The organism is Streptomyces sp. TSRI0107 (assembly GCF_001905845.1).
GTDB lineage: Bacteria > Actinomycetota > Actinomycetes > Streptomycetales > Streptomycetaceae > Streptomyces.
In genome coordinates, this window is the sequence record NZ_LIVZ01000013.1 from 17,277 (window position 1) to 40,006 (window position 22,730).

The 22,730-nt window shown below is 71.1% G+C and carries 26 protein-coding genes; 14 read left to right on the plus strand and 12 right to left on the minus strand.

From position 1 onward, the window contains the following. Positions 1-24 precede the first annotated feature (24 nt). Both AMK31_RS30790 and AMK31_RS30795 read left to right on the plus strand, forming a co-directional pair. Positions 25-303 carry a DUF6355 family natural product biosynthesis protein gene (locus tag AMK31_RS30790; RefSeq protein WP_073943994.1) on the plus strand — a complete coding sequence of 93 codons (279 nt, stop codon included), beginning with the start codon at positions 25-27 and terminating at the stop codon, positions 301-303. Positions 304-419: 116 nt separating this feature from the next. Continuing rightward, positions 420-1,604 (plus strand): carboxylate-amine ligase, encoded by a 1,185-nt coding sequence (locus AMK31_RS30795; RefSeq protein ID WP_241842766.1) that lies wholly within the window; start codon positions 420-422, stop codon positions 1,602-1,604. A gap of 17 nt (positions 1,605-1,621) precedes the next feature. Here the strand turns inward: AMK31_RS30795 and AMK31_RS30800 are convergent, their stop codons facing one another. The 3 genes from AMK31_RS30800 to AMK31_RS30810 all read right to left on the minus strand — a co-directional run bounded on the left by AMK31_RS30800 (position 1,622) and on the right by AMK31_RS30810 (position 4,527). Beyond that, on the minus strand, positions 1,622-2,155 hold the full coding sequence (locus AMK31_RS30800) for a hypothetical protein (protein WP_073943995.1): 534 nt from the start codon (positions 2,153-2,155) through the stop codon (positions 1,622-1,624). 40 nt (positions 2,156-2,195) lie between these two features. After that, positions 2,196-3,956: a SpoIIE family protein phosphatase gene (locus tag AMK31_RS30805; RefSeq protein WP_143204272.1), complete on the minus strand. Its 1,761-nt coding sequence runs from the start codon at positions 3,954-3,956 to the stop codon at positions 2,196-2,198. A 103-nt stretch (positions 3,957-4,059) separates the two neighbouring features. After that, on the minus strand, positions 4,060-4,527 hold the full coding sequence (locus AMK31_RS30810; RefSeq protein ID WP_073943997.1) for an ATP-binding protein: 468 nt from the start codon (positions 4,525-4,527) through the stop codon (positions 4,060-4,062). 187 nt (positions 4,528-4,714) lie between these two features. On the opposite strand from AMK31_RS30810, the gene AMK31_RS30815 reads away from it, so the two are divergent. The 5 genes from AMK31_RS30815 (at position 4,715) to AMK31_RS30835 (ending at position 9,912) form a co-directional block, all read left to right on the plus strand. Continuing rightward, entirely contained in the window at positions 4,715-5,554 is an 840-nt protein-coding gene (locus AMK31_RS30815; RefSeq protein ID WP_073943998.1) for a SigB/SigF/SigG family RNA polymerase sigma factor, read from the plus strand. Positions 5,555-5,845: 291 nt separating this feature from the next. After that, positions 5,846-7,072, plus strand: coding sequence for a PP2C family protein-serine/threonine phosphatase (locus AMK31_RS30820; RefSeq protein ID WP_073943999.1), 1,227 nt, complete (start codon positions 5,846-5,848; stop codon positions 7,070-7,072). A 94-nt stretch (positions 7,073-7,166) separates the two neighbouring features. Beyond that, on the plus strand, positions 7,167-8,792 hold the full coding sequence (locus AMK31_RS30825; protein ID WP_073944000.1) for a sensor histidine kinase: 1,626 nt from the start codon (positions 7,167-7,169) through the stop codon (positions 8,790-8,792). Then, positions 8,789-9,238 carry a response regulator gene (locus AMK31_RS30830; protein ID WP_073944001.1) on the plus strand — a complete coding sequence of 150 codons (450 nt, stop codon included), beginning with the start codon at positions 8,789-8,791 and terminating at the stop codon, positions 9,236-9,238. Before AMK31_RS30825 ends, AMK31_RS30830 begins: the two co-directional genes overlap by 4 nt. Before the next feature lie 161 nt (positions 9,239-9,399). Then, on the plus strand, positions 9,400-9,912 hold the full coding sequence (locus AMK31_RS30835; protein ID WP_073944002.1) for a GNAT family N-acetyltransferase: 513 nt from the start codon (positions 9,400-9,402) through the stop codon (positions 9,910-9,912). Between the two features lie 61 nt (positions 9,913-9,973). On the opposite strand, the gene AMK31_RS30840 is transcribed toward AMK31_RS30835, so the two are convergent. Next, complete coding sequence (locus AMK31_RS30840) at positions 9,974-10,156, minus strand: hypothetical protein (RefSeq protein ID WP_073944003.1); 183 nt, start codon at positions 10,154-10,156, stop codon at positions 9,974-9,976. A gap of 273 nt (positions 10,157-10,429) precedes the next feature. Between AMK31_RS30840 and AMK31_RS30845 the strand changes: the two genes are divergently transcribed. From AMK31_RS30845 to AMK31_RS30860, 4 genes are all read left to right on the plus strand, one after another. After that, on the plus strand, positions 10,430-11,233 hold the full coding sequence (locus tag AMK31_RS30845; protein WP_073944207.1) for an alpha/beta fold hydrolase: 804 nt from the start codon (positions 10,430-10,432) through the stop codon (positions 11,231-11,233). Further along, the gene (locus AMK31_RS30850) at positions 11,233-12,519 is read left to right on the plus strand and encodes a PP2C family protein-serine/threonine phosphatase (protein ID WP_073944004.1); all 1,287 of its coding nucleotides are present in this window, start codon (positions 11,233-11,235) and stop codon (positions 12,517-12,519) included. The genes AMK31_RS30845 and AMK31_RS30850 overlap by 1 nt, the downstream gene beginning before the upstream one ends. After that, positions 12,519-12,857, plus strand: coding sequence for an STAS domain-containing protein (locus AMK31_RS30855; protein ID WP_073944005.1), 339 nt, complete (start codon positions 12,519-12,521; stop codon positions 12,855-12,857). Before AMK31_RS30850 ends, AMK31_RS30855 begins: the two co-directional genes overlap by 1 nt. A 174-nt stretch (positions 12,858-13,031) precedes the next feature. Further along, positions 13,032-13,316 (plus strand): hypothetical protein, encoded by a 285-nt coding sequence (locus AMK31_RS30860; RefSeq protein ID WP_073944006.1) that lies wholly within the window; start codon positions 13,032-13,034, stop codon positions 13,314-13,316. Positions 13,317-13,432: 116 nt separating this feature from the next. Here the strand turns inward: AMK31_RS30860 and AMK31_RS30865 are convergent, their stop codons facing one another. From AMK31_RS30865 to AMK31_RS30875, 3 genes are all read right to left on the minus strand, one after another. Next, on the minus strand, positions 13,433-13,981 hold the full coding sequence (locus tag AMK31_RS30865) for a DUF1062 domain-containing protein (RefSeq protein ID WP_073944007.1): 549 nt from the start codon (positions 13,979-13,981) through the stop codon (positions 13,433-13,435). A 223-nt stretch (positions 13,982-14,204) separates the two neighbouring features. Beyond that, entirely contained in the window at positions 14,205-14,762 is a 558-nt protein-coding gene (locus tag AMK31_RS30870) for a hypothetical protein (RefSeq protein WP_073944008.1), read from the minus strand. 128 nt (positions 14,763-14,890) lie between these two features. Further along, positions 14,891-15,862, minus strand: coding sequence for a helix-turn-helix transcriptional regulator (locus tag AMK31_RS30875; protein ID WP_073944009.1), 972 nt, complete (start codon positions 15,860-15,862; stop codon positions 14,891-14,893). 115 nt (positions 15,863-15,977) lie between these two features. Here AMK31_RS30875 and AMK31_RS30880 point away from each other — a divergent pair, with 115 nt between their 5' ends. Further along, on the plus strand, positions 15,978-16,373 hold the full coding sequence (locus AMK31_RS30880; RefSeq protein WP_073944010.1) for a RidA family protein: 396 nt from the start codon (positions 15,978-15,980) through the stop codon (positions 16,371-16,373). A 78-nt stretch (positions 16,374-16,451) separates the two neighbouring features. On the opposite strand, the gene AMK31_RS30885 is transcribed toward AMK31_RS30880, so the two are convergent. After that, positions 16,452-16,883, minus strand: coding sequence for a YybH family protein (locus AMK31_RS30885; RefSeq protein WP_073944011.1), 432 nt, complete (start codon positions 16,881-16,883; stop codon positions 16,452-16,454). A gap of 158 nt (positions 16,884-17,041) precedes the next feature. Between AMK31_RS30885 and sigJ the strand changes: the two genes are divergently transcribed. Next, positions 17,042-17,980, plus strand: coding sequence for an RNA polymerase sigma factor SigJ (gene sigJ, locus AMK31_RS30890; RefSeq protein WP_073944012.1), 939 nt, complete (start codon positions 17,042-17,044; stop codon positions 17,978-17,980). A 30-nt stretch (positions 17,981-18,010) separates the two neighbouring features. On the opposite strand, the gene AMK31_RS30895 is transcribed toward sigJ, so the two are convergent. From AMK31_RS30895 to AMK31_RS30910, 4 genes are all read right to left on the minus strand, one after another. Continuing rightward, a complete protein-coding gene (locus AMK31_RS30895) occupies positions 18,011-18,775 on the minus strand; it encodes a metallophosphoesterase family protein (protein WP_073944013.1) in 765 nt (254 codons plus the stop codon). Then, positions 18,772-19,017, minus strand: coding sequence for a hypothetical protein (locus AMK31_RS30900; protein WP_073944014.1), 246 nt, complete (start codon positions 19,015-19,017; stop codon positions 18,772-18,774). Before AMK31_RS30900 ends, AMK31_RS30895 begins: the two co-directional genes overlap by 4 nt. Further along, entirely contained in the window at positions 19,014-19,703 is a 690-nt protein-coding gene (locus tag AMK31_RS30905; RefSeq protein WP_073944015.1) for a nucleotidyltransferase family protein, read from the minus strand. The genes AMK31_RS30900 and AMK31_RS30905 overlap by 4 nt, the downstream gene beginning before the upstream one ends. A gap of 75 nt (positions 19,704-19,778) precedes the next feature. Beyond that, positions 19,779-21,242 carry an aminotransferase class I/II-fold pyridoxal phosphate-dependent enzyme gene (locus AMK31_RS30910; protein WP_073944016.1) on the minus strand — a complete coding sequence of 488 codons (1,464 nt, stop codon included), beginning with the start codon at positions 21,240-21,242 and terminating at the stop codon, positions 19,779-19,781. A gap of 265 nt (positions 21,243-21,507) precedes the next feature. Between AMK31_RS30910 and AMK31_RS30915 the strand changes: the two genes are divergently transcribed. Then, complete coding sequence (locus AMK31_RS30915) at positions 21,508-22,695, plus strand: amidohydrolase (protein WP_073944017.1); 1,188 nt, start codon at positions 21,508-21,510, stop codon at positions 22,693-22,695. Positions 22,696-22,730: the final 35 nt, after the last annotated feature.

A 22,730-nucleotide genomic window follows, 5' to 3' on the forward strand; every position in this document is an offset into this window, starting at 1 on the left:
CGTTCTGCGACAAGGAGCAGCGCGTTGACGCTTCGTCATTCCCTGGTGAGCGCCCTCAGCGGCATCGTTCTGGGACTCGGCCTGTCGGTGGCCACCGCCCCCGGCGCGGCCGCGGACCCCTGCGGGTTCTACGAGACCGGGTCCGACGCCTACTACAACCACTGCACCAGTGACGGCTCCCACGTCGTCATCGAGGTGGAGGTCTGGGGCCCGAACTACGAACAGTGCGTGGGTCCCGGCCGCACCTGGCTCGGCTCCGCGAGCAAGATCGATGGCGCGTTCTACACCGGGCGAACCTGCTGACACCGTGCCGTCGCGACCCGGGCGGGGCGTTGCCGCTTCCCGCCCGGGCGCCGGACGGCGGCCATTGGCGCTTCTTGACGCTCCATGAGAATCACATTCCGTGACACCCTGGTGACGTGACCAGTGAAGCTGACGGCGATTCGCACGGGGAAGCACGCTTCTCCAGTCACCGCGGCCGGCGCCTCGCCGCCGCGGCGGGGCCTGAGCCGCTGACCGTGGGCGTGGAGGAGGAATACCTCCTGGTGGACCCGTTGACCAGGAGAGTGAGCCCACAGGCGCCCAAGGTCGTGGCGCAGGCCTCCTCCCTGGGACTGGGTGACCGGGTCGGCCCCGAACTGACCCGGTATCAGGTCGAGGTCCGAAGCGATCCGCACACCGCCATGGAAGAACTCCACGAACAGATCCGGTCCACGCGGGCCGTCGTCGCGGCTGCCGCCGCCCGGCACGGCCTGAACATCATCTCCAGCGGCGCACCCGTTCTCGGCCGGCCGACGGCTCCTCCCGTCATCTCCGAGGGAGAACGCTACGCCCGCAGCCTGGCCACCTTCCGCGCGCTGGACGACGATCAGACGGCATGCGCCTGCCACGTCCACATCGGCGTGCCCGACCTGGCCGTCGCGCTCGAAGTCAGCAACCACCTGCGGGTCTGGCTGCCGGCACTGATCGCTTTGTCCGCCAACAGCCCCTACTGGATGGGACGGGACACCGGCTACGCCAGCTGGCGCACCATGGCCCTGGCACGCTGGCCGGTCGCCGGACCGCCGCCGCACTTCGAGTCGCCCGCGCACTTCGAGGACCTCGTCGGCTCCGTCATGGAGGCCGGCGCCGTCATGGACCGAGGCGGCCTGTACTGGGACATCCGGCCTTCGGACCATGTGCCCACCCTGGAGGTGCGGGTGGCCGACGCCGCCGCCACAGCCGACGACACCGTCCTGGTCGCCGCACTCGTGAGAGCCATGGTCGCCACCGCCCTCAGTGCGATCGACGCGGGGGAGCCGGCACCCCGCCCGCGGCCCGAACTCCTGCGCGCGGCCTGCTGGCGCGCCGCCCGCGACGGCCTGGCCGGCTCCAGCGCCGACCTCCCCGCCGGCCGGCTCGTCCCCGCGACCGTACGGGTCGAGCGGCTGCTGACGTGGGTCCGCCCCGCGCTGCGGCGGCTCGGCGATCTGGAGTTGGTGAGCGCGGGATGGACGCGCCTGCGTACCGGCGGCAACGGCGCCGACCGCCAACGCGCCGCCTACCGGCGCCGCGCCAGCCTCACCGACGTCGTCGACCACCTGCTCGCCGCCGGCACGGCCTGATGAAGACGGTGAGGCCGTCAGGTACCGGACGGCGTCATATGCATGGACCACACATCGCCCACCTGGTGTTCGTCCGGGTCGTCCGGGTCGTGGTCGCCGGAACCATAGGGATCGGCGTCCGCGATGACGTATACGCGTGCGCCGGACTCCGCCACCGAGTAGCGGTGCACATGGCCGGTCCGGTCCTGTGCTTCGACGCGTCGGACGGTGCGGCCCATCGACAGGAGGACGGCTCGCAGCTCCTCGTACCCGACCCGGGGCCGGAAGGCGCCGTACCTGTGCGACAGCCGCGTGGGGACGATGGTCGCGGACCGGTCGTGGATCAGCCGGTGGATCTGCACGCCGAAGCCGGTGCATGCCATCGCGCGGTCACCCGTGGGCATGAACGTCACCTCGACGAGGCCGTAGTCCCGCCGCAGGAACCCGCGGCCGGGAACGTCGAGGAAGTCCGCTCCGACGGCGGCCTCCCACGCGGCGGGGGAGGAACCGAGCCCCGCCCCGAGCACGTCGCGGTGAGCGGCGACATGGGCGTAGAAGTCCAGGTCGGACACGCGTCGGCTCCCTCGGTCTGATGATCTGTCCGAGGCGACCCTACGGCAGGGCCCGGCCCGGCCGCTGACGGGCGGCGAGCAACGCGACGTCGTCTTCGTACGCGCCGTGCGACAGCCGGGCCAGGAGGGTGTCGAGCATGTCCTCCAGCGGGCCCTCCATGGGAAGCCGCAGATCGGTGAGGGCGTGCAGCTGCGTGTCGATGTCCGTGCCGCGCTGCTCCACCAGCCCGTCGGTGAACAGCAGCAGCACCGTGCCGGGCTCGGTCGGGACGGTGACGGCCTCGTAGTCCCCGAGTTCGGCCCCGAGGGGCGGCCCGGCCGGGAGCCACAGCACCTCCGAGGCGCCCCCGGGGTGAACGGCGACCGGCGGGAGGTGCCCGGCGGTGGCGGCGGTACAGGCTCCGGCCTGAGGATCCATCAGCACCAGAAGGCAGGTGGCGACGCGATCGAGGCCGATGTGCGTCACCCGGCGGTCGACCTCCCCGAGGATCTCGTCGACGGGCAGGTCGGAGGCGGCGACGGTACGCAACAGGGAGCGGTACTGGCTCATCGTGACGGCCGCCTGGAAGCCGTGGCCCATCACGTCGCCCATCACCAGCAAGGTGCGGCCACCGGACAGGGCGATGGAGTCGAACCAGTCACCGCCGACGAGGGCGCTGCGGCCGGCGGGCAGATAGCGGGTGGCGACCTCCAGGCCGGCATGGGGGCTGCCGGGCTCGGACAGCAGGGCACGCTGCAACTCCAGTGCCATGGTGTGCTCGTGGGTGTACCGGCGCGCGCTGTCGATGGCGACGGCCGCTCGTCCCGCCACGCCCTGGGCCGTGACGACGTCGTCCTCGTCGAACGGCGCCGACGCACCGGCCCGCCCGAGGATCACGACACCGACGGAGCGTCCCGTGGTGGGCAGCGGAACGATGAGGAGCGAGTGGACGCCGGCCGCGCGGAAGATCCTGACCCGCTCCGGGTCCAGCGTGACCTTCTCGAACAGCTCGTCCGTCGCGAGATTGCCGAGCCACGGCCGCCCGGTGTCCATGCACCGCCGCGGGACCGAGGTCCGCGGGACGTCCAGGTACTCGTCCGGCCCGCCCAGATGGCGCAACTGCCATCTCAGCTCCGGCGGGGCCGAGAGCGCCGTCTTGCGCAGCCGCAGCATCCCTGGAGCAGGCGTACCGCGGAACTCGTCCTCCACGATCCCGACCGCGGCGACGTCGGCCATCGAGGGCGCCAGGAAGTCGGCCAGCTCCTCGCACGTGCTCTCGATGTCGAGCGTGGTTCCGATGCGAGTGGCCGCGATGTCCAGCAGCGCGAGCCGCTGGTGCGCGTTCTCGAGGTCGTCCAGGTACCGGCGCAGGTTGCTGACCTCGACGCCGATCCCGCACACGGCGAGGCTCCGGTCACTGGTCCGCACCCGGTGGAAGACCCCACGCCACAGCCTGCGGCCCAGATGGGAGGGGACACGCGTGGTGCCCGTCACGGTCACCTCGCGGGGCTGCCCGTCCTCCAGCACCTTCACCAGTACGTCGTCGGGCCAGGAGACGTCGGGCAGCACCTCACCCAGCGGCCGGCCCAGGAACGCCGCGGCGGGGACCCCGCTGACCTGGACCCACGCGGGATTGACGTAGAGATAGTGAAGCCGCTCGTCGAGCATCATCACGGGGGCCAGGGTCTCTTCGACGATCCGGCGCAGCAGTCCGCAGTCGCACTCCCCGTCCAGCAGGTCGCCCACAGTGCTCGGCGCCTGTCGTGGACGGCCCTGGATGCCGGGCAGCAGCCACGACGGCGGCGGTCGTTCAGCGGCCACCTGTTTCCCTCTTCTGATCGCTGTCCTGACCTGGTCGACTTTTCATCCCATCCTGGGGCAGTAGCGGGCGAACCGCACATCGAGGACCGCGGCCCGGCGTCGGTCAGTGGTGATCCGCGTCGCCCGCGGGGTCCAGCGACACCGTGGCCGTGACGTCCTTCCCCGTCGCCCGCGATGTCGTCTCCAGATCGAGGCTCAGTAAGCGCACCAGGTGCAGTCCGTGCCCGCCGACCCGGCTGGGGTCGCGGGGCTGGAGCCGGGGCGGCCTGGGGGAGGTGTCCCGGACGGTTATCCGCAGGGACCGGCCGTCGGGGCTGACGTTCAGTATCAGGGTGCAGGGGCCGGGGGCGTGCCGGACGGCGTTGGTGACGAGTTCGCTGACGACGAGGCAGGCGTCCTCGGCCGCCCGTCCGCACGGAGGCCGGTCGATCCGTTTCAGCAGATCGACGACGGCACGGCGCGCCTCGGCGATGTCGGGGACCGTGGGGTTCCAGGTACAGGTCAGGCCGAAGCGGGGGTGCTGGTCCGCCGTCCGGACCCCCCTCGCGTGCTGCTCGAGCGAGTTCTCCATGCAGGGTTCCTCGTGTGCGGGTCGTGGCTGTTTTCGTCTACGCGGATCGCCGTGCCGTCCTTTCCGCATACCCCGGACTTGGCGAGGCAGTGCCCTCAGTGCCCCCAGTGACATCACCGGTCGGCATAGCGCGTGGACTTGCGGGTAGGCGCCGACAGAACAGCCGGAATCTCGGGATGGGCGGACGATGACGACCTCGGTGACGACTGACATGGGCGCGAAGACGCTTCCGGCGCTGGAGAACCCTGCCCAGGTGGCCCCGCAGGACGCCAGGGCACTCACCCGGCTGTTCCTGGAGCGCCTGGCCGTACTGGAGGAAGGCACCGCCGAGCACCAGTACGCGCGCAACACGCTGATCGAGATGAACCTGTCGCTGGTGCGGTTCGCGGCCGGACGGTTCCGCGGGCGGGGCCAGGACGAGATGGAGGACATCGTCCAGGTCGGGGTGATCGGACTGATCAAGGCCATCGACCGGTTCGAGGTGTCCCGCGAGGTCGAGTTCACCACCTTCGCGATCCCGTACATCGTGGGCGAGATCAAGCGGTTCTTCCGGGACACCTCCTGGGCCGTGCACGTGCCCCGCCGCCTTCAGGAGGCACGTGTCCAACTCGCCCGAGCATCCGAGGAGCTCACCGGCCGACTGGGCCGCACCCCGACCGTGCGGGAGCTCTCCCAGCTGATGAGCCTGCCCGAGGACGAGGTCGTCGAGGCCATGCTGGCCTCCAACGGCTACACGTCCGCCTCGCTGGACGCGGCCATAGGGCAGGGCGAGGAAGGGGAGGCCGCCCTCGCCGACTTCGTCGGCACCGAGGAGGCTGCGTTCGACCTCGTCGAGGACATCCACGCACTGGCTCCGCGCATCACCGAACTGGACGAACGTGACCGCCTTCTGCTGCACCTGCGCTTCGTCGAGGAACGGACGCAGGCGGAGATCGGTGAGCGCCTCGGCGTCTCCCAGATGCATGTCTCACGTCTGCTCAGCAGGCTGCTGGCCCGGCTGCGGGCGGACCTGCTGCCCAGGTCGTGAGCGAGGCGGCGGCCGGTCCGCCGGCGCCCGGACGGCCCGTCGGCTCCGGTGCGCCGACGGCGTGTACGGCGTGTGCGGCGTCACGCCGACGCCGCGAACTCCGTCGCCGGCCCCGCCCGGGTCCGTGATCTCATCGCCCGCGCCCGGGGTCGATGAGGACGGCGAGGGTACCCCGGGCATCATGTGGGTGATTGGTGAAGATCCGTTCGCCGTTCCGGATCCGGTCGACCGCCCTGAGGCGGCAACCGGCGGACGGCGAACGGCGGTTACGGGGCGGGGAAGGTCGGGACGATGGTGACGTCGCAGGCTCGTGCTGCCGAGCTGATGAGAGCGGCTCGGGTGGGAGCCGAGGCGGAATGGGAACGGCCGGAGCCGTCGGTCCTCCTCGTGGAGGACGACCCGGGTGACGCGTTGCTGGTCGAGGAACTGGTCGCCGACAGCGCCCTCAAGATGCGCCTGCGCTGGGTCCGGTCGCTGACCGAGGCCGCCCAGGCGCTCGCGACGGAGGTGCCCGACTGCGTCCTGCTCGACCTGCACCTGTCGGACGCCCGGGGCCTGGAGGCGGTCTCCCTGCTCCAGGCGCACGCCGAACAGGTGGCGGTCGTCGTCCTCACCGGGCTCGCCGAGGAGGAGACCGGCCTCGCCGCGGTCGCGGCCGGCGCACAGGACTACCTGGTCAAGGGCCGGGTCGAGCCGGAGCTGTTCGGGCGTGCGGTGCGTTACGCGATCCAGCGCAAGCAGGCCGAACAGGCGGCGGTCGCCCTCCAGGCCAGCCAGATGCAGGCGCAGGAGAACGCCCGCCTGGAACGAGGCCTGCTGCCCCGCCCGCTGCTGCGCGCCGAGGGCGTGAACGTCGTGGCCCGCTACCGGCCCGGCCGCGCGCAGGCCCTGCTGGGCGGTGACTTCTACGACATCGTGCAGAGCGCCGACGGCACCGTCCACGCGCTGGTCGGCGACGTCTCCGGACACGGGCCGGACGAGGCGGCGCTGGGCGTGGCCCTGCGGATCGCCTGGCGCACCCTGGTGCTCAGCGGCATCGCCGGGTCCGAGCAGATGACCCGGCTGGAGGAACTGCTGGTGGCCGAGCGGGCCCGCGAGGAGGTCTTCGCCACCCTCGTGAGCCTGGCCGCCGTACCGGGTGAACAACGCGCCCACGTCGTACGGGCGGGCCACCACGGGCTGCTGCTCCGGCGCGGCGGCGACGACGTGGAGTGGGTCGAGGTGCCCGGCGGGCCGGCCCTGGGCATGCTGCCCGGCGGCGCGCACTGGCCGATCGCCGAACTGCCGGTGCCGACGGGGGACTCGGTGGTCCTCTTCACCGACGGACTCTTCGAGGGACATGTGAGCCGCGGCCCCCAGCGCCTGGGGGAGGAGGGCCTGCTGGCCCTCGCCCGCAAGGCGGCCGGGCTGCCGCCCGAGGCGTTCGTGGACCGTCTGATCGAAAGGGCCGAGGAACTGGCCGAGGAGCGGGGCGGCCTGGCCGACGACGTGGCCGTCGTCCACCTGAGCTGGAACTGAACGCGCCCGCACTGGGATTGAACACACCCGCGCTGGAACTGACCGAGTCTGAGCTGTAAATGAACGAGTGGGACGAGTGGTGGCTGGAAACACGATGACGGACCTGCGAGGCGGCGTGTGGAGCGGCCGCAGACTGACGGTGCAGGGGTGGTTCTACCTCGTGCTCGCGCTCATGACGCTCCTCGTCGTGGTCGGCACCGTCGTCGGCACCAATCTGCTGAACCGCACCGCGGAGATGACGGACCGTCTGATCCAGCGCGTCCAGCCGGCCCAGACCGAGGCGTACCGGCTGCAGGCCGCCCTGCTGGACCAGGAGACCGGCATCCGCGGCTACGCGATCACCGCCGACAAGCAGTTCCTCACCCCCTACACCGAGGGCAGGCGGGACGAGGACAGGGCCGCCGCCCGACTCCGCACGCTCCTCGGTGACCGGCCCGAGCTGCTCGCCGACCTGCGTGCCGTGGAGAAGCAGGCCGCGGACTGGCGACGCGTCTACGCCGAACCCCTCGCCGCCTCCGTCACGCCCGGCGAGCCGGAGCCGACCGACCAGCAGGCGGCCGAACGCGGCAAGACGGAGTTCGACCAGGTGCGTGACCGGCTCGACGAACAGAGCGACCGACTGGCCGAGACGGTCCGGGACGGCCGGGACCGCCTCGCCCACGAGCGGGCGGTGCGCAACTCGGTGCTGGCCGGCCTGGTGGCCGTCTTCCTGCTGACCGGAGTGGCACTCGCCGTCCTGGTACGGCTCCTCGTCACCCGCCCCCTGGAGGCGCTGCGCACCGCGTCGCGGCGCGTCGCGGGCGGTGACTTCTCGTACGTCATCACCGGCGAAGGACCCGTCGACGTGACCACGCTGGCTGGTGACGTGGAAGGCATGCGCAGACGGATCGTGGCCGAACTCGACGCCTCCCACCGCCAGCAGGAGATACTCACCAGTCAGGCCGCCGACCTGAACGCGCAGGCCGTGGAACTGCGCCGGTCCAACGTCGAACTGGAGCAGTTCGCCTACGTCGCCTCCCACGACCTCCAGGAGCCGCTGCGCAAGGTCGCGTCGTTCTGCCAACTGCTGGAGAAGCGCTACGGGGACCAACTGGACGGCCGCGGCCTGCAGTACATCGAGTTCGCCGTCGACGGGGCCAAGCGTATGCAGGTACTCATCAACGACCTGCTGACCTTCTCCCGCGTCGGACGCCTCAACGACGCCCGGGTGCCCGTCGCCCTGGACCAGGCGCTGGACAAGGCCCTGGCGAACCTGGTCTCCGCCGCCGAGGAGTCCGGAGCCCGCGTCGACCGCCCGGACCGGATGCCCGAGGTCGTCGGGGATCCGACCCTGCTGACCATGCTCTGGCAGAACCTGGTCGGCAACGCCCTCAAGTTCCGCCGCCCCGAGGCCGCCCCGCACGTCACCATCACGTGCGACCCCGACCCGGACGACGAGGGCAGCCTGCGCATCGGCGTCACCGACAACGGCATCGGCATCCCGGCGGAGTTCGCCGAGAAGGTCTTCGTCATCTTCCAGCGGCTGCACAGCCGGGATGCCTACGGTGGTACGGGCATCGGTCTGGCACTGTCCAAGAAGATCGTGGAACACCACGGCGGCAGGATCTGGATCGACACGGACTACACGGGCGGAACCCGCTTCTGCTTGACTCTTCGGGTCACCGCCGACACTCCGGTCCCGACGACCGGCACGCGCACTGAGGAAAAGGCCCTGACATGACCACCCCCGCCGCCACCCCCGTCGACGTCCTGCTCGTGGAGGACGACCCGGGCGACGAGCTGATGACCCGCGAGGCGTTCGAGGACAACAAGATCGGCAACACGCTTCACGTCGTCAGGGACGGTGAGGAGGCGTTGGACTTCCTCTACCGGCGCGGCGACCACACCGAGGCGCCGAGGCCCGATCTCATCCTGCTCGACCTGAACCTGCCCAAGTACGACGGCCGTCAGGTCCTGGAGAGGATCAAGTCCGACCCGGATCTCGCCCACATCCCCGTGGTCGTCCTCACCACCTCGGCGGCCGAGGAGGACATCCTGCGCAGCTACAAGCTGCACGCCAACGCCTACGTCACCAAGCCGGTGGACCTGGACCAGTTCATCGCCGCGGTCCGCCAGATCGACGACTTCTTCGTCCAGGTCGTCCGCCTGCCCGGCCGCACCATGTGACACCGCGGCTGCTACCGTTCGAGGTGGCGTGACAGACACGCGATCACCGGACCAGGGAGGTTGATGAATATGGCCGCCGTCGGCCCTCATCGGCATGCCCTCGTCCGGTCCGCGTGACTGCGAAGCGCGGTCCGGGTCATCCCGACGACCAGGAGAGACACATGTCTTCCGCTTCCTCATCCTCATCCACGTCCGCCGACCTGCTCACCGACCGTCTCGTACTACGGCCCTGGACCACCGGCGAGATCACCGCGGTCCTCGACGGCACCAGGTCCGAGCGGTGGGCGGACGATTTCCCCGCCGAGGGCGACCGCGTGATCGCCGGCCTGCTCGGCCGGCACCCCGCCTGGCTCGGCGCGTTCGGCCACCGTCTGATCGTCGAGCGCGACACCGGCTTGGTGGTGGGCTCGATCGGCCTGTTCTGGCCGCCCGCTGACGGTGTGCTCGAGATCGGCTACGGCGTCGTGGCCTCCCGCCGAGGCCGGGGCTACGCCACCGAGGCCACCCGGGCCCTGACGGAGTTCGCGCTCACCTCGCCGGACGTCCACACCGTCTCCGCCGACGTGGAACTCTCCAACCCGTCCTCCGTCCGGGTGCTGGAGAAGGCCGGCTTCCGCCGCTGGACCACCGACGAGAACAAGGCCGGCTACCGGGCGGTGGCCGCGGATCACTGACGGTTTCGGTGCCCGAGGGGCCCTGAAGGAAATCCTTCAGGGCCCCTCGGGGTCAGTGGGGTCAGTCGCCCCCGCCACCTCCGCAGGACGAGCCGCCGCCGCAGGACCAGCCGCCCCCGCAGCCGCCTCCTCCTCCGCCGCCGCTCCCCCAGGAACGGCCCTTGCGCGAGGACCGGCGGCCGCCACGTACCGCCGAGACGGCCACCGCGATCAGGACGATGGCCAGGATCGCCACGAACTCCATGTTCCGTACCCCCGTTGTCGTGCGTGGTGACATTGTGCGTGGGGGATGCCCCGTGTGATCACCTGACCAAGCCTCATTTGAGCAACTTCAGAGCTAGGGGGTGTCTCGTCGATCAGGCCGCGAGCCCGGCATGATCGACGAGACGCCCCCTAGGACCTGGGCGCTTCCCCCACCACCCGGCACCACCAGCCTTTTTGTGAAGGTGACGGGAGGGGCATGAGGGGATACGGAGCCGCGTTGGTGCGGCGGATGCACGATTGGAATACTGTGATCATGGATGTCGCTCGCAGGAACAACGTCACCGTCACCGGCAATCCGCAGGGCCCGACGGTGGTGCTGGCCCACGGGTTCGGTTGCGACCAGAACATGTGGCGACTGACCTTGCCGGCCCTGGTGGAGGACTACCGCGTCGTCCTCTTCGACTACGTGGGGTCGGGCCGCTCCGAGCCGTCCGCGTTCTCCGAGGAGCGCTACGGCTCCCTGGACGGTTACGCCCGCGACGTGGTGGAGATCTGCGAAGCGTTCGACCTGCGCGACACGACGTTCGTCGGGCACTCCGTCAGCGCGATGATCGGTGTCCTGGCCGCCGACATGGCTCCGGAACGGATCGGCGCGCTGGTGATGGTCGCCCCTTCTCCGCGGTACATCGACGACGACGGCTACCGGGGCGGATTCAGCGCGCAGGACATCGACGAGCTGCTGGACTCGCTGGAGGCGAACTACCTGGGCTGGTCGGCGGCGATGGCACCGGTGATCATGGGGAACGCGGACCGCCCCGAACTCGGAGAGGAACTGAGGAACAGCTTCTGCGCCACCGACCCGGACATGGCGCGGGTCTTCGCCCGCACCACGTTCCTGTCGGACTCGCGGGACGACCTGAAGCGCGTGAGCGTGCCGACGCTCGTACTGGAGTGCACCGACGACGCCATCGCACCCCGGGAGGTCGGTGCCTTCGTGCACCGGGCGATCCCCGGCTCGACACTGGTCACTCTCGACGCGACCGGGCACTGCCCCCATCTGTCCGCACCCGAGGCCACCAACGCGGCGATCACGGCCTTCCTCACGGGCCCGCGATGATGTGCCGCACCGGGCAGCAGCCCGAGCCGAGCGACGCCGACGACGAGAAGGCGGCGGACGCGGCCTTCGCCACGCTCCTGGAGGACAGCGCGGAGGAACTGTACGAGTGCGCTCCCTGCGGATACCTGTCCACACTGATGGACGGCACCATCGCGAAGATCAACGCCACTCTGCTGGGCTGGCTCGGTCTGGAGCGGAAGGCGGTGCTGGGCCGCATGCGGTTCACGGACCTGCTGACCGTGGGCGGCAAGCTGTATCACGAGACGCACTTCGCGCCGCTGCTGCGGATGCAGGGCGAGATCACCGGCATCGCCCTGGAGCTCAAACAGGCCGACGGCGGCCGGATTCCCGTACTGGTCTCCTCCGTGGTCAAGAAGGGCGGCACCGGCGAGCCGCTGCTGATCCGCACCACCGTCTCCGACGCCCGGGACCGCCGCGCCTACGAGGAAGAACTCCTGCGCGGCCGGCGTGCGGCCGAGGAAGCACGCAAACGGGCGGAGGCCGACCGGGCCCGGCTGCAGGACGCCCTCGCCGTGCTCCAGCAGTCGCTGCTGCCCGACAGCCTGCCGCCACTCCCCGGAATGGAGACGGCCGCCTACTACCACACCGCGTCCCCCGACCGGCTCGGCGGCGACTTCTACGACGTCTTCCCCATCGACGGCAAGCGCGTCGGGTTCTTCCTCGGCGACGTCTGCGGCAAGGGGCCCCAGGCCGCCGCGGTCACCTCACTCACCCGCTACACCCTGCGGGCCGCCGCCCTGCACGACCCCGACCCCGTCTCGGCCCTGTCCACACTCAACAAAGTGCTGCACGAGCGCTACACGGGCACCGGCGACCCGCGCTACTGCACCGCCGTCTTCGGCACGGTCGAGGCCGATCCCGCGACCGGGCAGGCCGCCGTCCACCTCGCCTCGGGAGGCCACCCACCGGTCCTCGTCCTGCGCGCCGACGGCACCGCCGAATTCCTGCCCACCCCGGGCGGCCTCCTCGTCGGCATACTGCCCGCCGCACGCTTCACCACCGCCACCACCGTCCTCACCGCGGGGGACACCCTCCTGCTCTACACCGACGGCCTCACCGAAGCCCGCACCGGCGCGGAACACACCGGCCTGTACGGCGAGGAGGCCCTGCTCTCCTTCGCCACCGGCCACGCCGGAAAGCCCCCGCACGACATCATCGACGCCCTGACCGGCCTCCTGCGCGGTTTCGGCGACGGACTCGACGACGACACCGCCCTCCTCGCCCTCGGCGTTCCCACCCCCGGCCCCCGGACGAATGACGAATGATGAGCCCGCTGAAGATCACCACTCGAGACGCCGTCACCGGTCCCGTACTGGAGATCACCGGCGAACTCGACTACGCCAACGCCGGCGAACTGCGTGAACTGCTCGCCACCGTCCCCCTGCGGCCAGGGGGGCGTCTCGTGCTGGACCTGGGCGGCATGGAGTTCTGCGACTCCAGCGGCATCAGCGCCCTGATCGCCGCCCACAACCAGGCCCGAGCCGCCCAGGCCGACTTCGCACTCGCCGCCGTCCCCGGCAACACCCTTCGCGTCCTGCGCGTCGTCGGCCTCGACCAAATCCTCAGCCTGTACCCCGACAGCGACACCGCCACTCGGCCCTGACCCGGCAGGTGAGGGGGCCGGGGCAGCGGTGGCGGCTCGGGGTTCGCGCCTCCGTTGGGATCACTGATGGGGGCCTTCCCAGTGATTCACCCCGGGTTCGCGCACGCCGTACGCATCGCGGCGGGTACGCCGTCTCCGCGGAAGACGGCCCAGCGATCCTTGAGGAGATCAGCCATGTACACAGTGGTCCGGCGGTACGAAGGGGTGACCGATCCGGCTGAGGCGGGACGCCTGGTGAACGAGGAGTTCGTGCCGCTCGTCCGGCAGGTCCAGGGTTTCGTCGCCTATTACTGGGTCGATGCCGGGGACGGGGTGATGGTGTCGGTGGGCGTCTTCCAGGAGCGGTCCGGAGCCGACGAGTCGACCGAGAGGGCGAGGGACTTCGTACGGGACCGCCTCGCCGCTCTGCTTCCCAACCCGCCCCAGATCACGGCCGGCGAAGTCGTGGCCCACTCGTAGCGGCGGTCAGCGGCTCCGCGTACTCGACGAGCGCTTCCCGTCCATGCCGTCACCGGTGATCACCGAGGGCCTGTCCGGCGGATCATGCCGGACAGGCCCGTGCTCCCCAGGACGGCTCAGCGCTTGAGCGTGAAGGTGAAGTCGCCGGACAGCCTGCCGCCCAGCCGGACAGCCGAGACGAGCTTGCCTTCCGCGACCAGCCTCTCGACCTCGGCTCGCGAGAGCCGGCAACCCTCGGCGATCAGACGCACCGGCCGGACGGGGATCCGGGCCGCGAAACGGACCGATACGTCGATCACCTCGCGGTCCAGGTGATCCGAGCCGCCGGTGTCGAGACGCCAGGCGTCGTCCCAGTCGAGAGCGATGCGATTGCGGCGCCGCACGACCGGATCCTGGAGCAGTTCCGCTGTCAGGCCGAGGTCGTTGTCGTGCAGCCGGTCCAGCAGCTCAGGCCGTACGGAGCGCACGTTCGCCCGCTCCAGGAGGGTGAGCTTCGCCGTCGCCCCGCAAGACGTGCAGAGCACGAGGAGCCAGGCGTCGATGAGCTTGTGGTTCGCGTTGACGCGGAACTTGCCGCTCGCCCGGAAGCGATCGGAACCGCACACGTGACAGCGGCGGCGGACGAGCGGGAGGCAGGTGGGCGCGACAACCCAGGTACTGAGCACAGAAGTACACCGGTTTCTGTGAGAAATCCGCAGCAGAAAGGAGCGCGGCGCGGATGCGCGACGCGCGACAGATCAGCGCTCGGGAGGTCTCACAGGGTGTACAACGGCACGTCCTCGACTAGACGACTCGGTCCGGCTGCACGGTAATGGCGTACGGCGGCGCCGCTCCACTGGTTTTCGGGCGCGCGGGGCGCGGTACGCGAGGTTCCGCGACCTGCCCCGGTCAGCCCAGCATCGAGAACAGCCGGTCGGCTCCCAGCAGCCCCAGCGTCGTCCCGATGGCATTGGCGCACAGGAAGAGCGTGTTCTGGCCCACGGACAACGGCTCCGCCTCGGGATCGGCCGTGAGCGCCCTGAGGCGGTCCTGGCCGAGGCCCCACACCATTCCCCGTACTCCGACAGGCCTGCGGAAGGCCAGGAGGGCCCCCACGGCGCCGAGGCTCGCGGCCGCGCCGCCCAGGGGAGCGCCCGCCGCGAACGACTCCACGGCGCCCGCCGCCAGGAGAAGCGGGATGACGAGGCGGTACGCCTCGTGCCCCCGGCGGTACGGGCGGAAGACGACCCAGTTCAGGAACAGGAGGCACGCCACGGCAGCGGGCATCGCCACGAGGGCCGCGAAGATGTGTGCGGTCTGCTTCCCGGAACACGTGACGCCGTAGCGCGATCCGCAGCCTCCGGTGATCGCCATGTCCCGGTAGATCAGGTACAGCGTCGCCAGCAGGACAGCCGCGACACCGGTGCACACCGCCATGGCCACGTACGTGCCGAACGTCGGTCGCATAGGCACCGTTCGGACCGGCATACCAGGCCCCTCCGCTCAAAAACGGGGCTGACCCAGCCCCCACCCCAGGCTGACGATCATTAAGCCAGTCGAACGACGCGATGTCGATAGCCGGCCCGCCGACCACGTCACCGCGCTGCGTAGCAGGAGGCGACCGCGGCGGCGCGGTCGCGCAGGGACGTGCGCAGCCACTGCGGGGCCAGGGCCTCCGCGTCCGTGGTGAGTTGCCACAGCGCCCACTCGGCGTGCCGTGCGTCCTGGAAGGTCACCTCCAGCCGCAGCCGGCCGTCCGCGTCGGGTTCCTCGGCGCGGACGGCCAGTGCGGTGCTCACCAGTTCCTCCCGCCGCGCAGGGTTCACCCGGACCAGGACGGTGACCTGGTCGCTGTCGGACAGGAATCGCGCACAGCGTTCCCGCCAGATCCGGTCCAGATCGGCCCGGTCCGGTCGCTGTGCCGGTTCGGGCAGTTCCTCGGCGGCCAGCACCCGCGACAGCCGGTAGGTGCGGTCCGCGCCGTCTCTCGTGGCCAGCAGGTAGACCCGGTCGCGTACGGTGACCAGGCCGATCGGGTCCACGGTGCGCCACCGCGGACTCTGGCCCGTGGCCCCGTAGTGGATGCGCAGCTTGTGACCGGAGAGCACCGCGCGCCGCACTTCCACCATTGTGGCGTCGGGCAGTTCCTCGGTGACCAGGCGGTGTGAGAGCAGGTCGGTCTCCGGGTCGACGAGCAGTCGCCGGGCGGCGTCGCTCGTGGCGGCCCGGTGGCTCTCCGGCAGCGCGTCGACCACCTTGCGCATGGCCGAGGCGAGCGCGGAACCGAGGCCGAACACCTGCTCGCCGCGCCCTGTTCCGGCGACCAGCAGGGCAAGGGCCTCGTCGTGGTTCAGGCCGGTGAGATCGGTCTGGAAGTCGGGCAGCAACGCGAAACCGCCACGCCGGCCGCGTTCGGCGTAGACCGGGACGCCCGCCGCGGACAGCGCCTCGATGTCGCGCAGCACGGTACGAGTGGACACCTCCAGCTCGCGGGCCAGCGCGGCGGCGGTCATGCGACCGCGCTGACGCAGCAGCAGCACCAACGAGATCAACCGGTCGGCACGCATGCGAAAACGTTAGCGGAATACGTGACTGAGGGTGTCGTGATTCGCAGGGAGGCTTACCGATGTGACGCCGGAGGACGTGCGTACCGCCGATGAATCGAATGGAGCTGATGTGGCGATGGAGCGATCGACGGTCAACCCGTGGACGTGGTCCGTGGAGTTGGGCTACAGTCAGGGCGTGGTCGTCTCCGGGCAGACCCGGACCCTGTACTGCTCCGGGCAGACCGCGATGAGCGGCGACGGCAAGCCCCAGCACGCCGGTGACATGGCCGCGCAACTGGCGCTGACCGTCGACAACCTGGAGGCCGTGCTCGGCGAGGCCGGCATGTCCCTCGCGAACCTCGTCCGGCTGAACGTCTACACCACCGACGTCGACCGGCTCTTCGAGCACTACGGCGTGCTGGCGTCCCGGTTGGGCGCCGCCGGGGTGGCACCGACCACCACCATGCTGGGGGTGACACGGCTGGCGCTTCCCGACCTGATGGTCGAGATCGAGGGCACCGCGGTCGCGTGAGCTCGCCAAGCGTGCTGAACGGGCCGGCTCCGGATGCGGAGCCGGCCCGTTCCGTCATGGACTACCCGCCGGTCTGCCTCACATGTCCGGCGGGAACCACGCCTGGAGGTTCTCCGGGTTGATCGGTAGGGAGATGTGCTCGTGCGTGATCAGCCACCTGCCGTCCGCCTTGCGCAAGCACACGCTCGAACGCACCCAGATCGCCATGTTCATCCCGTTCTTACGCGTTCCCGAGTCCAGGTGGAGCATGTGCGCGAAGGCGATGTCCGCGGCGCTGCTCGCGACGGTGAGCGAGTGCGTCTCCAGGCCGATCGGGCCGTCGTATTCGTCGAACCACCGCTGGAAGTTGTCGCGGACCTCTTTGTGCCCCGTGAACTGGAGCGGCGGAACGACGTCGTAGTAGACGACGTCGTCGGAGTAGAGGGACATCAGCCGGTCGATGTCCTTGCTCTGACTGGCGTCGACGCGGTTTTCCAGAAGTGCCCTGATCTCGGACTCGTGCGAAGTCATCGCATCCTCACTTTCGAAGCTGTCCTTGCCGGTTGATCTCACCTGCTTCGACCGAGCGGCCCGGCGAAGTGTGAGGTGCGCCGGAGACCTCACACTTCGTGGGGCCGTTCTGTCGTGACCGTCGACAGCCATCGCGAGACGAGAAAACGGGGGACACCGTGACCATCCAGCCCGGACCGGGGGACGACCTGCTCGAACCGAGCCTTGCCGCGCTCATCGGCGAACGGCGTCGGCTGATCAACCTCGCCTACCGGCTCCTCGGCTCCCTGTCGGAGGCCGAGGACGTCGTCCAGGAGACCTACGTCCGCTGGTACGCCATGTCCCGGGAGCGGCAGGAGGCTGTCGAGTCGGTCGGCGGCTGGCTGACGACGGTCGCCACCCGCATCTGCCTGAACCTGCTCGGCTCGGCACGGGCCCGGCGCGAGCAGTACGTGGGCCAGTGGATCCCCGAGCCGCTGCCGGAACCCACCGAGCGGCTTGACGGGGCTCTCGCCACCGCGGCCGTAGACCCGGCCGACCGTGTCACCCTGGACGAGTCGGTCAACATGGCCTTCCTGGTGCTGCTGGAATCCATGACACCGGCCGAGCGCGTCGCGTTCGTACTGCACGACGTCTTCCGGTACTCCTTCACCGAAGTGGCGGAGATGGTCGGCCGCAGCCCGGCCGCCTGCCGGCAGCTGGCCTCCTCGGCCCGCCGCCGGCTCCGGGGCGCGCGGCCGCCTGCCCGCCCGGTGCCCGCCGACCAGGACGCCGACGTCGTCAGGAACTTCAAACAGGCCTGGGAGGCCAAGGACATCGGCGCCCTCATAGGCATCCTCGACCCCGCCGCGACAGCGGTCGGCGACGGGGGCGGACGCGTCACCGCCTCGCGGCACCCGATCGAGGGCGGCGAGCGGGTGGCGCACTTCCTGGTCGCCCTCGCCGACAAGGCGACCGACCTGGTGTTCGTCGAGCGGACCGTCAACGGACGCCCCGGTCTGGTGGCCGAGCACGCCGGCGCCACCGTGGCGGTGTACGCGTTCGACATCGTCGGCGGCCGCATCAAGCACATCTGGGGCGTGCTGAACCCGGAGAAGCTCCGGCCCTGGACCACCTGACGCGCCGGCGAGATGTACCAGCGGTGCCGGTCAGCGGGACGACTCCGCGGGAGAACCGGCCGGCACCCGCTCGGGCACCTGGAGGTGGTACACGTGGAAGGCCCGCCCGATCACCGGCTGGGCGACGTTGCGTACGCGTACGCCGCCGCTGGTCATGCCGTGTTCCGTGCCGGCGTGGGCGTGGCCGTGGACCGCGAGGTCGGCGCCGGCGGAGTCGATCGCCTCGGCCAGCAGGTAGCTGCCGAGGAACGGGTAGATCTCCAGCGGCTCGCCCGCCAGCGTGTCCGGCACGGGGGAGAAGTGGGTCAGCGCGATCCGCGCGTCGCAGTCCTGCTCGCCGAGCCGCTCCAGCGCCGTACGCAGTCCGTCGGCGCAGCGGCGGGTGTAGCGGACGAACTCCTTCATCAACGGCTCGCCGAACTCCCCGGCGTTGCGGCCCGCGAAGCCGCCGCCGAAGCCCTTGGTGCCGGCCACGCCGACGCGGCCTCGCGCGCAGTCCACCACCGTGCCCTGCCCTTCGAGCACGTGGGCGCCGCTGTCCCGGAGGATCGCCGTAACCTCCTCGGGCCGTTCGTCGTGGTGGTCGTGGTTGCCGAGGACCGCCACCACCGGCACGCCGAGGTCCTTGATCTCGCGCGCCACCACCCGGGCCTCCTCGGGCGTGCCGTGCCGGGTCAGGTCGCCTGCCAGGAGCAGCACGTCGGCGCAGTCGGGCAGGGTCTCGAACGCGGGCCGCAGCACCCCCTGGCTGTCGGGCCCCATGTGGATGTCTCCGACGGCTGCGATGCGGATCATGCCAGTTCCTCCGCCTGGTCGGGGGACGACGCTTCGGCGACCACGAGGTCGCAGCGCACAGTGAGCCCGGCCAGTGCCTCACGCACGTCCCGGGCGACCTCGTCGCGGCAGTGGGCCGACGGCACGGTGCCGGTCACCAGCACCGAGTCCCCGTGCACCGCGACCTGCACCCCAAGCTCGGCCAGCGGCCCGCCCGCGAGGCGTTCACGCAGGTGGGCGACGCGGTAGTCGAGGTTGCTCATGGCTGTTCCTCCCGCGGCTCGATCACGTTCAGCCGTTCGAGAAGGAAGAGGAACGCGGCGGGCATCGGCTCCGCGCCGCACTCGCGCCGTACGAACTCCCAGTCGACCTTCTCCCGCAGCGCCCGGGCGACGGGCAGGACCGCGCCGAAGTCGCAGTAGTGCTCGGAGAAGGCGGAGACCAGGCTCGCCAGCAGGTCCGTGGCGGACAGCACCGGCATCAGCACCGACTCTACGGGCATCTCCTCCGCCCGCTCCAGCATCTCCGTGGTGACGGGCCGGTGCGCCAGCCGGAAGATGATGTCGACGGACTGCCCGAAGCACTCCGTCTTCAGCAGCCAGTCCTCCGGCGGCGTCCGCACCTCCAGACCGCCCTCGCGCAGCGTGTCCGCGACGGTGTCCGCGTCCTCGGCGCGCACGCAGAAGTCGGCGTCGTGCTGGAGGTTCGTGCCCGCGCCGTGCGCGTACGCGGCGACGCTGCCGGCGAGCGCGAACCGGTGCTCGTTCCCCTTCAGCAGCGTCCCGATCTGCTTGGTCGCCTCCAGGATCGCCTGCGTACGGTCCCGCGGCAGATCACCCTGCGTCCCGGGCGCCTCGGACGGCACGTGATTCCTCACCGCCGTGGCCAGCCGCAGGTCGCCGGTCCCCGCTCGCCGGGCGGACGCCGGACCGTCACTGTGCTGCGTCATGACCGCTCCCTTCCAGATGCCGCGAACCAAGTACCCGGCAGATCCGCTCTGACGACACGCCTTCGACGACACCGTTCACGGGCGGGCCACCACCCGCAGTGTCCGCACGGACGGATCCGCCGCGTCCGGGATGAGCACTCCGTGCTCGACACCGCTGCGCAGGTAGTCCAGCACCTCGGAGGTGATGACCTCGCCCGGCGCGATCACCGGCACCCCCGGCGGATACGGGCTGATCATCTCCGCGCTGACACGTCCCGCGGCCCGCTCCGCGGGCACGTGCTCGACCGGCGCGAAGAACGCGGCGCGCGGCAGCATCGCCTGCTCCAGTTCCAGCGCCGACGGCTCCGGAAGCAGCACCGGAGGCTGCCGCTCGATCGAGTCGGCCTTCTCCACCAGCGCCCGGAGCGCGTCCAGCAGTATCTGCTCGGTCGTGTCGTCATCGGCGTAGGTGATCGAGGCGCTGATCCGGCAGCTGTCCGATCCGCCGAGGTCGACGTGGCGGTGCGTCCGCAGCCACTCGGCCGCCTGCATCCCGCTGATGCCGAGCTCCCGCACATCGATCACGATCTTCAGCAGGTCGAGGTCGGCGGCGAGCCCCGCCTCCACCACCTCCGGCCCCATGACGCGCAGACCCGGCAGTTCGTCGGCCGCCGCCCGGATCCGCCGGGCCCGGGCGAGCGCGGCGTCCAGCAGTTCGTGCCCCTGCTCCACCATCTGGCGCCGCCAGCCGTCCAGGGTGGCGTACACCAGGGCGGAGGCGCTGGTGGTGCCGAGCAGGTCCTCGCGCTGCTTGAGCACTTCGGACGCCACCCGGTCGTACTGGAGGTGGAACACCGAGCTCTGCTCGATCGCGCCGCCCATCTTGTGCACGCTGGTCACCACCAGGTCGGCCTCGGCGTCCATTCCCCAGGACGGCAGGCCGGGGTGGAACGGCAGATGGGCGCCCCAGGCCTCGTCCACGATGAGCGGTACGTCGAAGTCGTGGCAGACCCGGGCCACTCCCCGCACGTCGGCACAGGTACCCCAGTCGGTCGGGGTGATCAGCAGCATGCCCTTGGCGTCCGGGTGCTCGCGCAGCCGGTCCCGTACGTCGCCGGGCTCCGGCGGGTGGGCCAGGTGCCGCTCGGCGTCGAACTCCGGGTGCACCCAGATCGGCTCCACGCCGTTGACGACGACCGCCGCGACCACGGACTTGTGCGCGTTGCGCGAGATCAGCATCTTCTCGCCCGGGCCGGCCACCGCGAGCATCGCGGTCTTGACCGACAGGGAGCTGCCGCACGTGGAGAAGAACGCCTCCGTGGCGCCGACCGCGTCGGCCATCAGCTCCTGCGCCTGACTGATCACTCCCTGGGACTGACGGCGGTCGTCGAGCCCGTTGAGGGTGAGCACGTCGGAGCGGAACACGTCCTTCCCGACGATGTCCGCCACCCGGGGGTCCGCGCCCCGGCCCTGCTTGTGCCCCGGCGGACCGTACGCCACGTCCCCCCGGCGCCGGAACTCCTGAAGGGCCTCCAGTACGGGGGCCCGCGAGTGGTCCATCGTTCCTCCCGGATCGCGGAAAACACCGGTCACGGCCTCGCGAGGACGCCGCCGTAGCCGGTCCGGCCGCGTCGTACGGCCGTACCGTCCGTGTTGCACCGTCACGCCGAGCGAAACTCCGCCGAACATCGCTCTCCGTACACGGCGGGCCCCGGCGCGGCACCTGTGTCCCTCCCCGTTCCATGACCTCGCGGGTGTCGAGGCCGCGCCCGGTGGAACCCGGAGGGGGCCCGAACGACCGCCGCCGACGCCCCCGGGAGGCCTCGTGGCCCGCACGCTCGACGACGTGCACGCCACCCTGCGCGCCGAGGTGGCCCGCCGGGCCGACGAACTGTGGGACGTGGCCCTGCGCCTGCACGCGGACCCCGAGTACGCCTTCGCCGAGCACCGGGCGGCGGCGCTGCTCACCGGCGCACTCGAACGCGACGGTTTCGCCGTCGAGCGCGGGGTGGCGGGCATGCCGACCGCGTTCACCGCGCGCTCGGGCGAGGGACGTCCCACGGTGGCGCTGCTGCTGGAGTACGACGCCCTGCCCGGCCTCGGCCACGCCTGCGGCCACAACCTCATCGCCGCCGCCGGCCTGGGCGCGGCCCTCGCGGTGCGCACGGTCCTCGGCACGACACCCGGTTCCGTCCTGGCGGTCGGCACCCCGGCGGAGGAGGGCGGCGGCGGGAAGGCCCTGGAGACGGAGGCCGGCGTGTTCGACGACGTGGACGCCGCGCTGATGTTCCACCCCGGCGTCCACGACTGGGCGCGGGCCCCGCTGACCGCCCAGGTGCAGTACCGGGTCGGCTTCCACGGGCGCGCCGCCCACCCCACCGGCAGTCCGACGGAGGGCGTCGACGCGCTCGCCGCGCTGATCGAGCTGTTCAACGTGCTGCACGCGGTCGGCCGGCGGCTGCCGCAGGCGTCACACGTGCAGGGAATCATCACCCACGGCGGTACGGCCACCAACATCGTCCCGGAATACGCCGAGGGCCGGTTCGGCCTGCGCGCCGCCACCACGGGCGAACTGGAGGACCTGGTGGGGCAGTTGCGCACGTGCGCCGAGGGCGTCGCCCGTGCCACCGGAACCCGCGCCGAGACCGTGCAGGCCACCGTCCGCTACGAGCACTTCCGCGACAGCCGGCCCCTCTCCGAGCGGTTCGCCGGGCACCTCGCCCACGCGGGCATCACCCTCACCCCGCCCGTCCCCGGCATCAACCTCGGCTCGTCGGACATAGGCAACGTCAGCTCGCTGGTGCCCGCCATCCACCCCTTCGTCGCCGTCATGGACGCCGACGGCTCCGACCACACCCCCGAGTTCGCCCGGGCGGCGGCCTCGGACCGGGCCCGCACGGTGCTGACAGCCGCCACGCAGGCCCTCGCGTGCACCGCGGCGGACGTCCTGCTCGACCCCGACCTGCGCACGACGGCCTGGGCACGGCACCGGGAACCGGCGGCGGGCCGGTAAGAGGTCGCACGGGCCGCCACCCGGCCGCGTAGGGT

What these genes read in the sequence shown, in the direction of transcription:
- AMK31_RS30910 (WP_073944016.1), bottom strand. Translation starts at nt 21,242, where the DNA reads ATGGACCACTCGCGGGCCCCCGTACTGGAGGCCCTTCAGGAGTTCCGG.
- AMK31_RS30850 (WP_073944004.1), top strand. Translation starts at nt 11,233, where the DNA reads ATGTGCCGCACCGGGCAGCAGCCCGAGCCGAGCGACGCCGACGACGAG.
- AMK31_RS30900 (WP_073944014.1), bottom strand. Translation starts at nt 19,017, where the DNA reads ATGAGCAACCTCGACTACCGCGTCGCCCACCTGCGTGAACGCCTCGCG.
- AMK31_RS30870 (WP_073944008.1), bottom strand. Translation starts at nt 14,762, where the DNA reads ATGCGACCGACGTTCGGCACGTACGTGGCCATGGCGGTGTGCACCGGT.
- AMK31_RS30825 (WP_073944000.1), top strand. Translation starts at nt 7,167, where the DNA reads ATGACGGACCTGCGAGGCGGCGTGTGGAGCGGCCGCAGACTGACGGTG.
- AMK31_RS30860 (WP_073944006.1), top strand. Translation starts at nt 13,032, where the DNA reads ATGTACACAGTGGTCCGGCGGTACGAAGGGGTGACCGATCCGGCTGAG.
- AMK31_RS30810 (WP_073943997.1), bottom strand. Translation starts at nt 4,527, where the DNA reads ATGGAGAACTCGCTCGAGCAGCACGCGAGGGGGGTCCGGACGGCGGAC.
- AMK31_RS30815 (WP_073943998.1), top strand. Translation starts at nt 4,715, where the DNA reads ATGACGACCTCGGTGACGACTGACATGGGCGCGAAGACGCTTCCGGCG.
- AMK31_RS30875 (WP_073944009.1), bottom strand. Translation starts at nt 15,862, where the DNA reads ATGCGTGCCGACCGGTTGATCTCGTTGGTGCTGCTGCTGCGTCAGCGC.
- AMK31_RS30895 (WP_073944013.1), bottom strand. Translation starts at nt 18,775, where the DNA reads ATGATCCGCATCGCAGCCGTCGGAGACATCCACATGGGGCCCGACAGC.
- AMK31_RS30840 (WP_073944003.1), bottom strand. Translation starts at nt 10,156, where the DNA reads ATGGAGTTCGTGGCGATCCTGGCCATCGTCCTGATCGCGGTGGCCGTC.
- AMK31_RS30855 (WP_073944005.1), top strand. Translation starts at nt 12,519, where the DNA reads ATGAGCCCGCTGAAGATCACCACTCGAGACGCCGTCACCGGTCCCGTA.
- AMK31_RS30885 (WP_073944011.1), bottom strand. Translation starts at nt 16,883, where the DNA reads ATGACTTCGCACGAGTCCGAGATCAGGGCACTTCTGGAAAACCGCGTC.
- AMK31_RS30835 (WP_073944002.1), top strand. Translation starts at nt 9,400, where the DNA reads ATGTCTTCCGCTTCCTCATCCTCATCCACGTCCGCCGACCTGCTCACC.
- AMK31_RS30830 (WP_073944001.1), top strand. Translation starts at nt 8,789, where the DNA reads ATGACCACCCCCGCCGCCACCCCCGTCGACGTCCTGCTCGTGGAGGAC.
- AMK31_RS30905 (WP_073944015.1), bottom strand. Translation starts at nt 19,703, where the DNA reads ATGACGCAGCACAGTGACGGTCCGGCGTCCGCCCGGCGAGCGGGGACC.
- AMK31_RS30820 (WP_073943999.1), top strand. Translation starts at nt 5,846, where the DNA reads ATGGTGACGTCGCAGGCTCGTGCTGCCGAGCTGATGAGAGCGGCTCGG.
- AMK31_RS30880 (WP_073944010.1), top strand. Translation starts at nt 15,978, where the DNA reads ATGGAGCGATCGACGGTCAACCCGTGGACGTGGTCCGTGGAGTTGGGC.
- AMK31_RS30845 (WP_073944207.1), top strand. Translation starts at nt 10,430, where the DNA reads ATGGATGTCGCTCGCAGGAACAACGTCACCGTCACCGGCAATCCGCAG.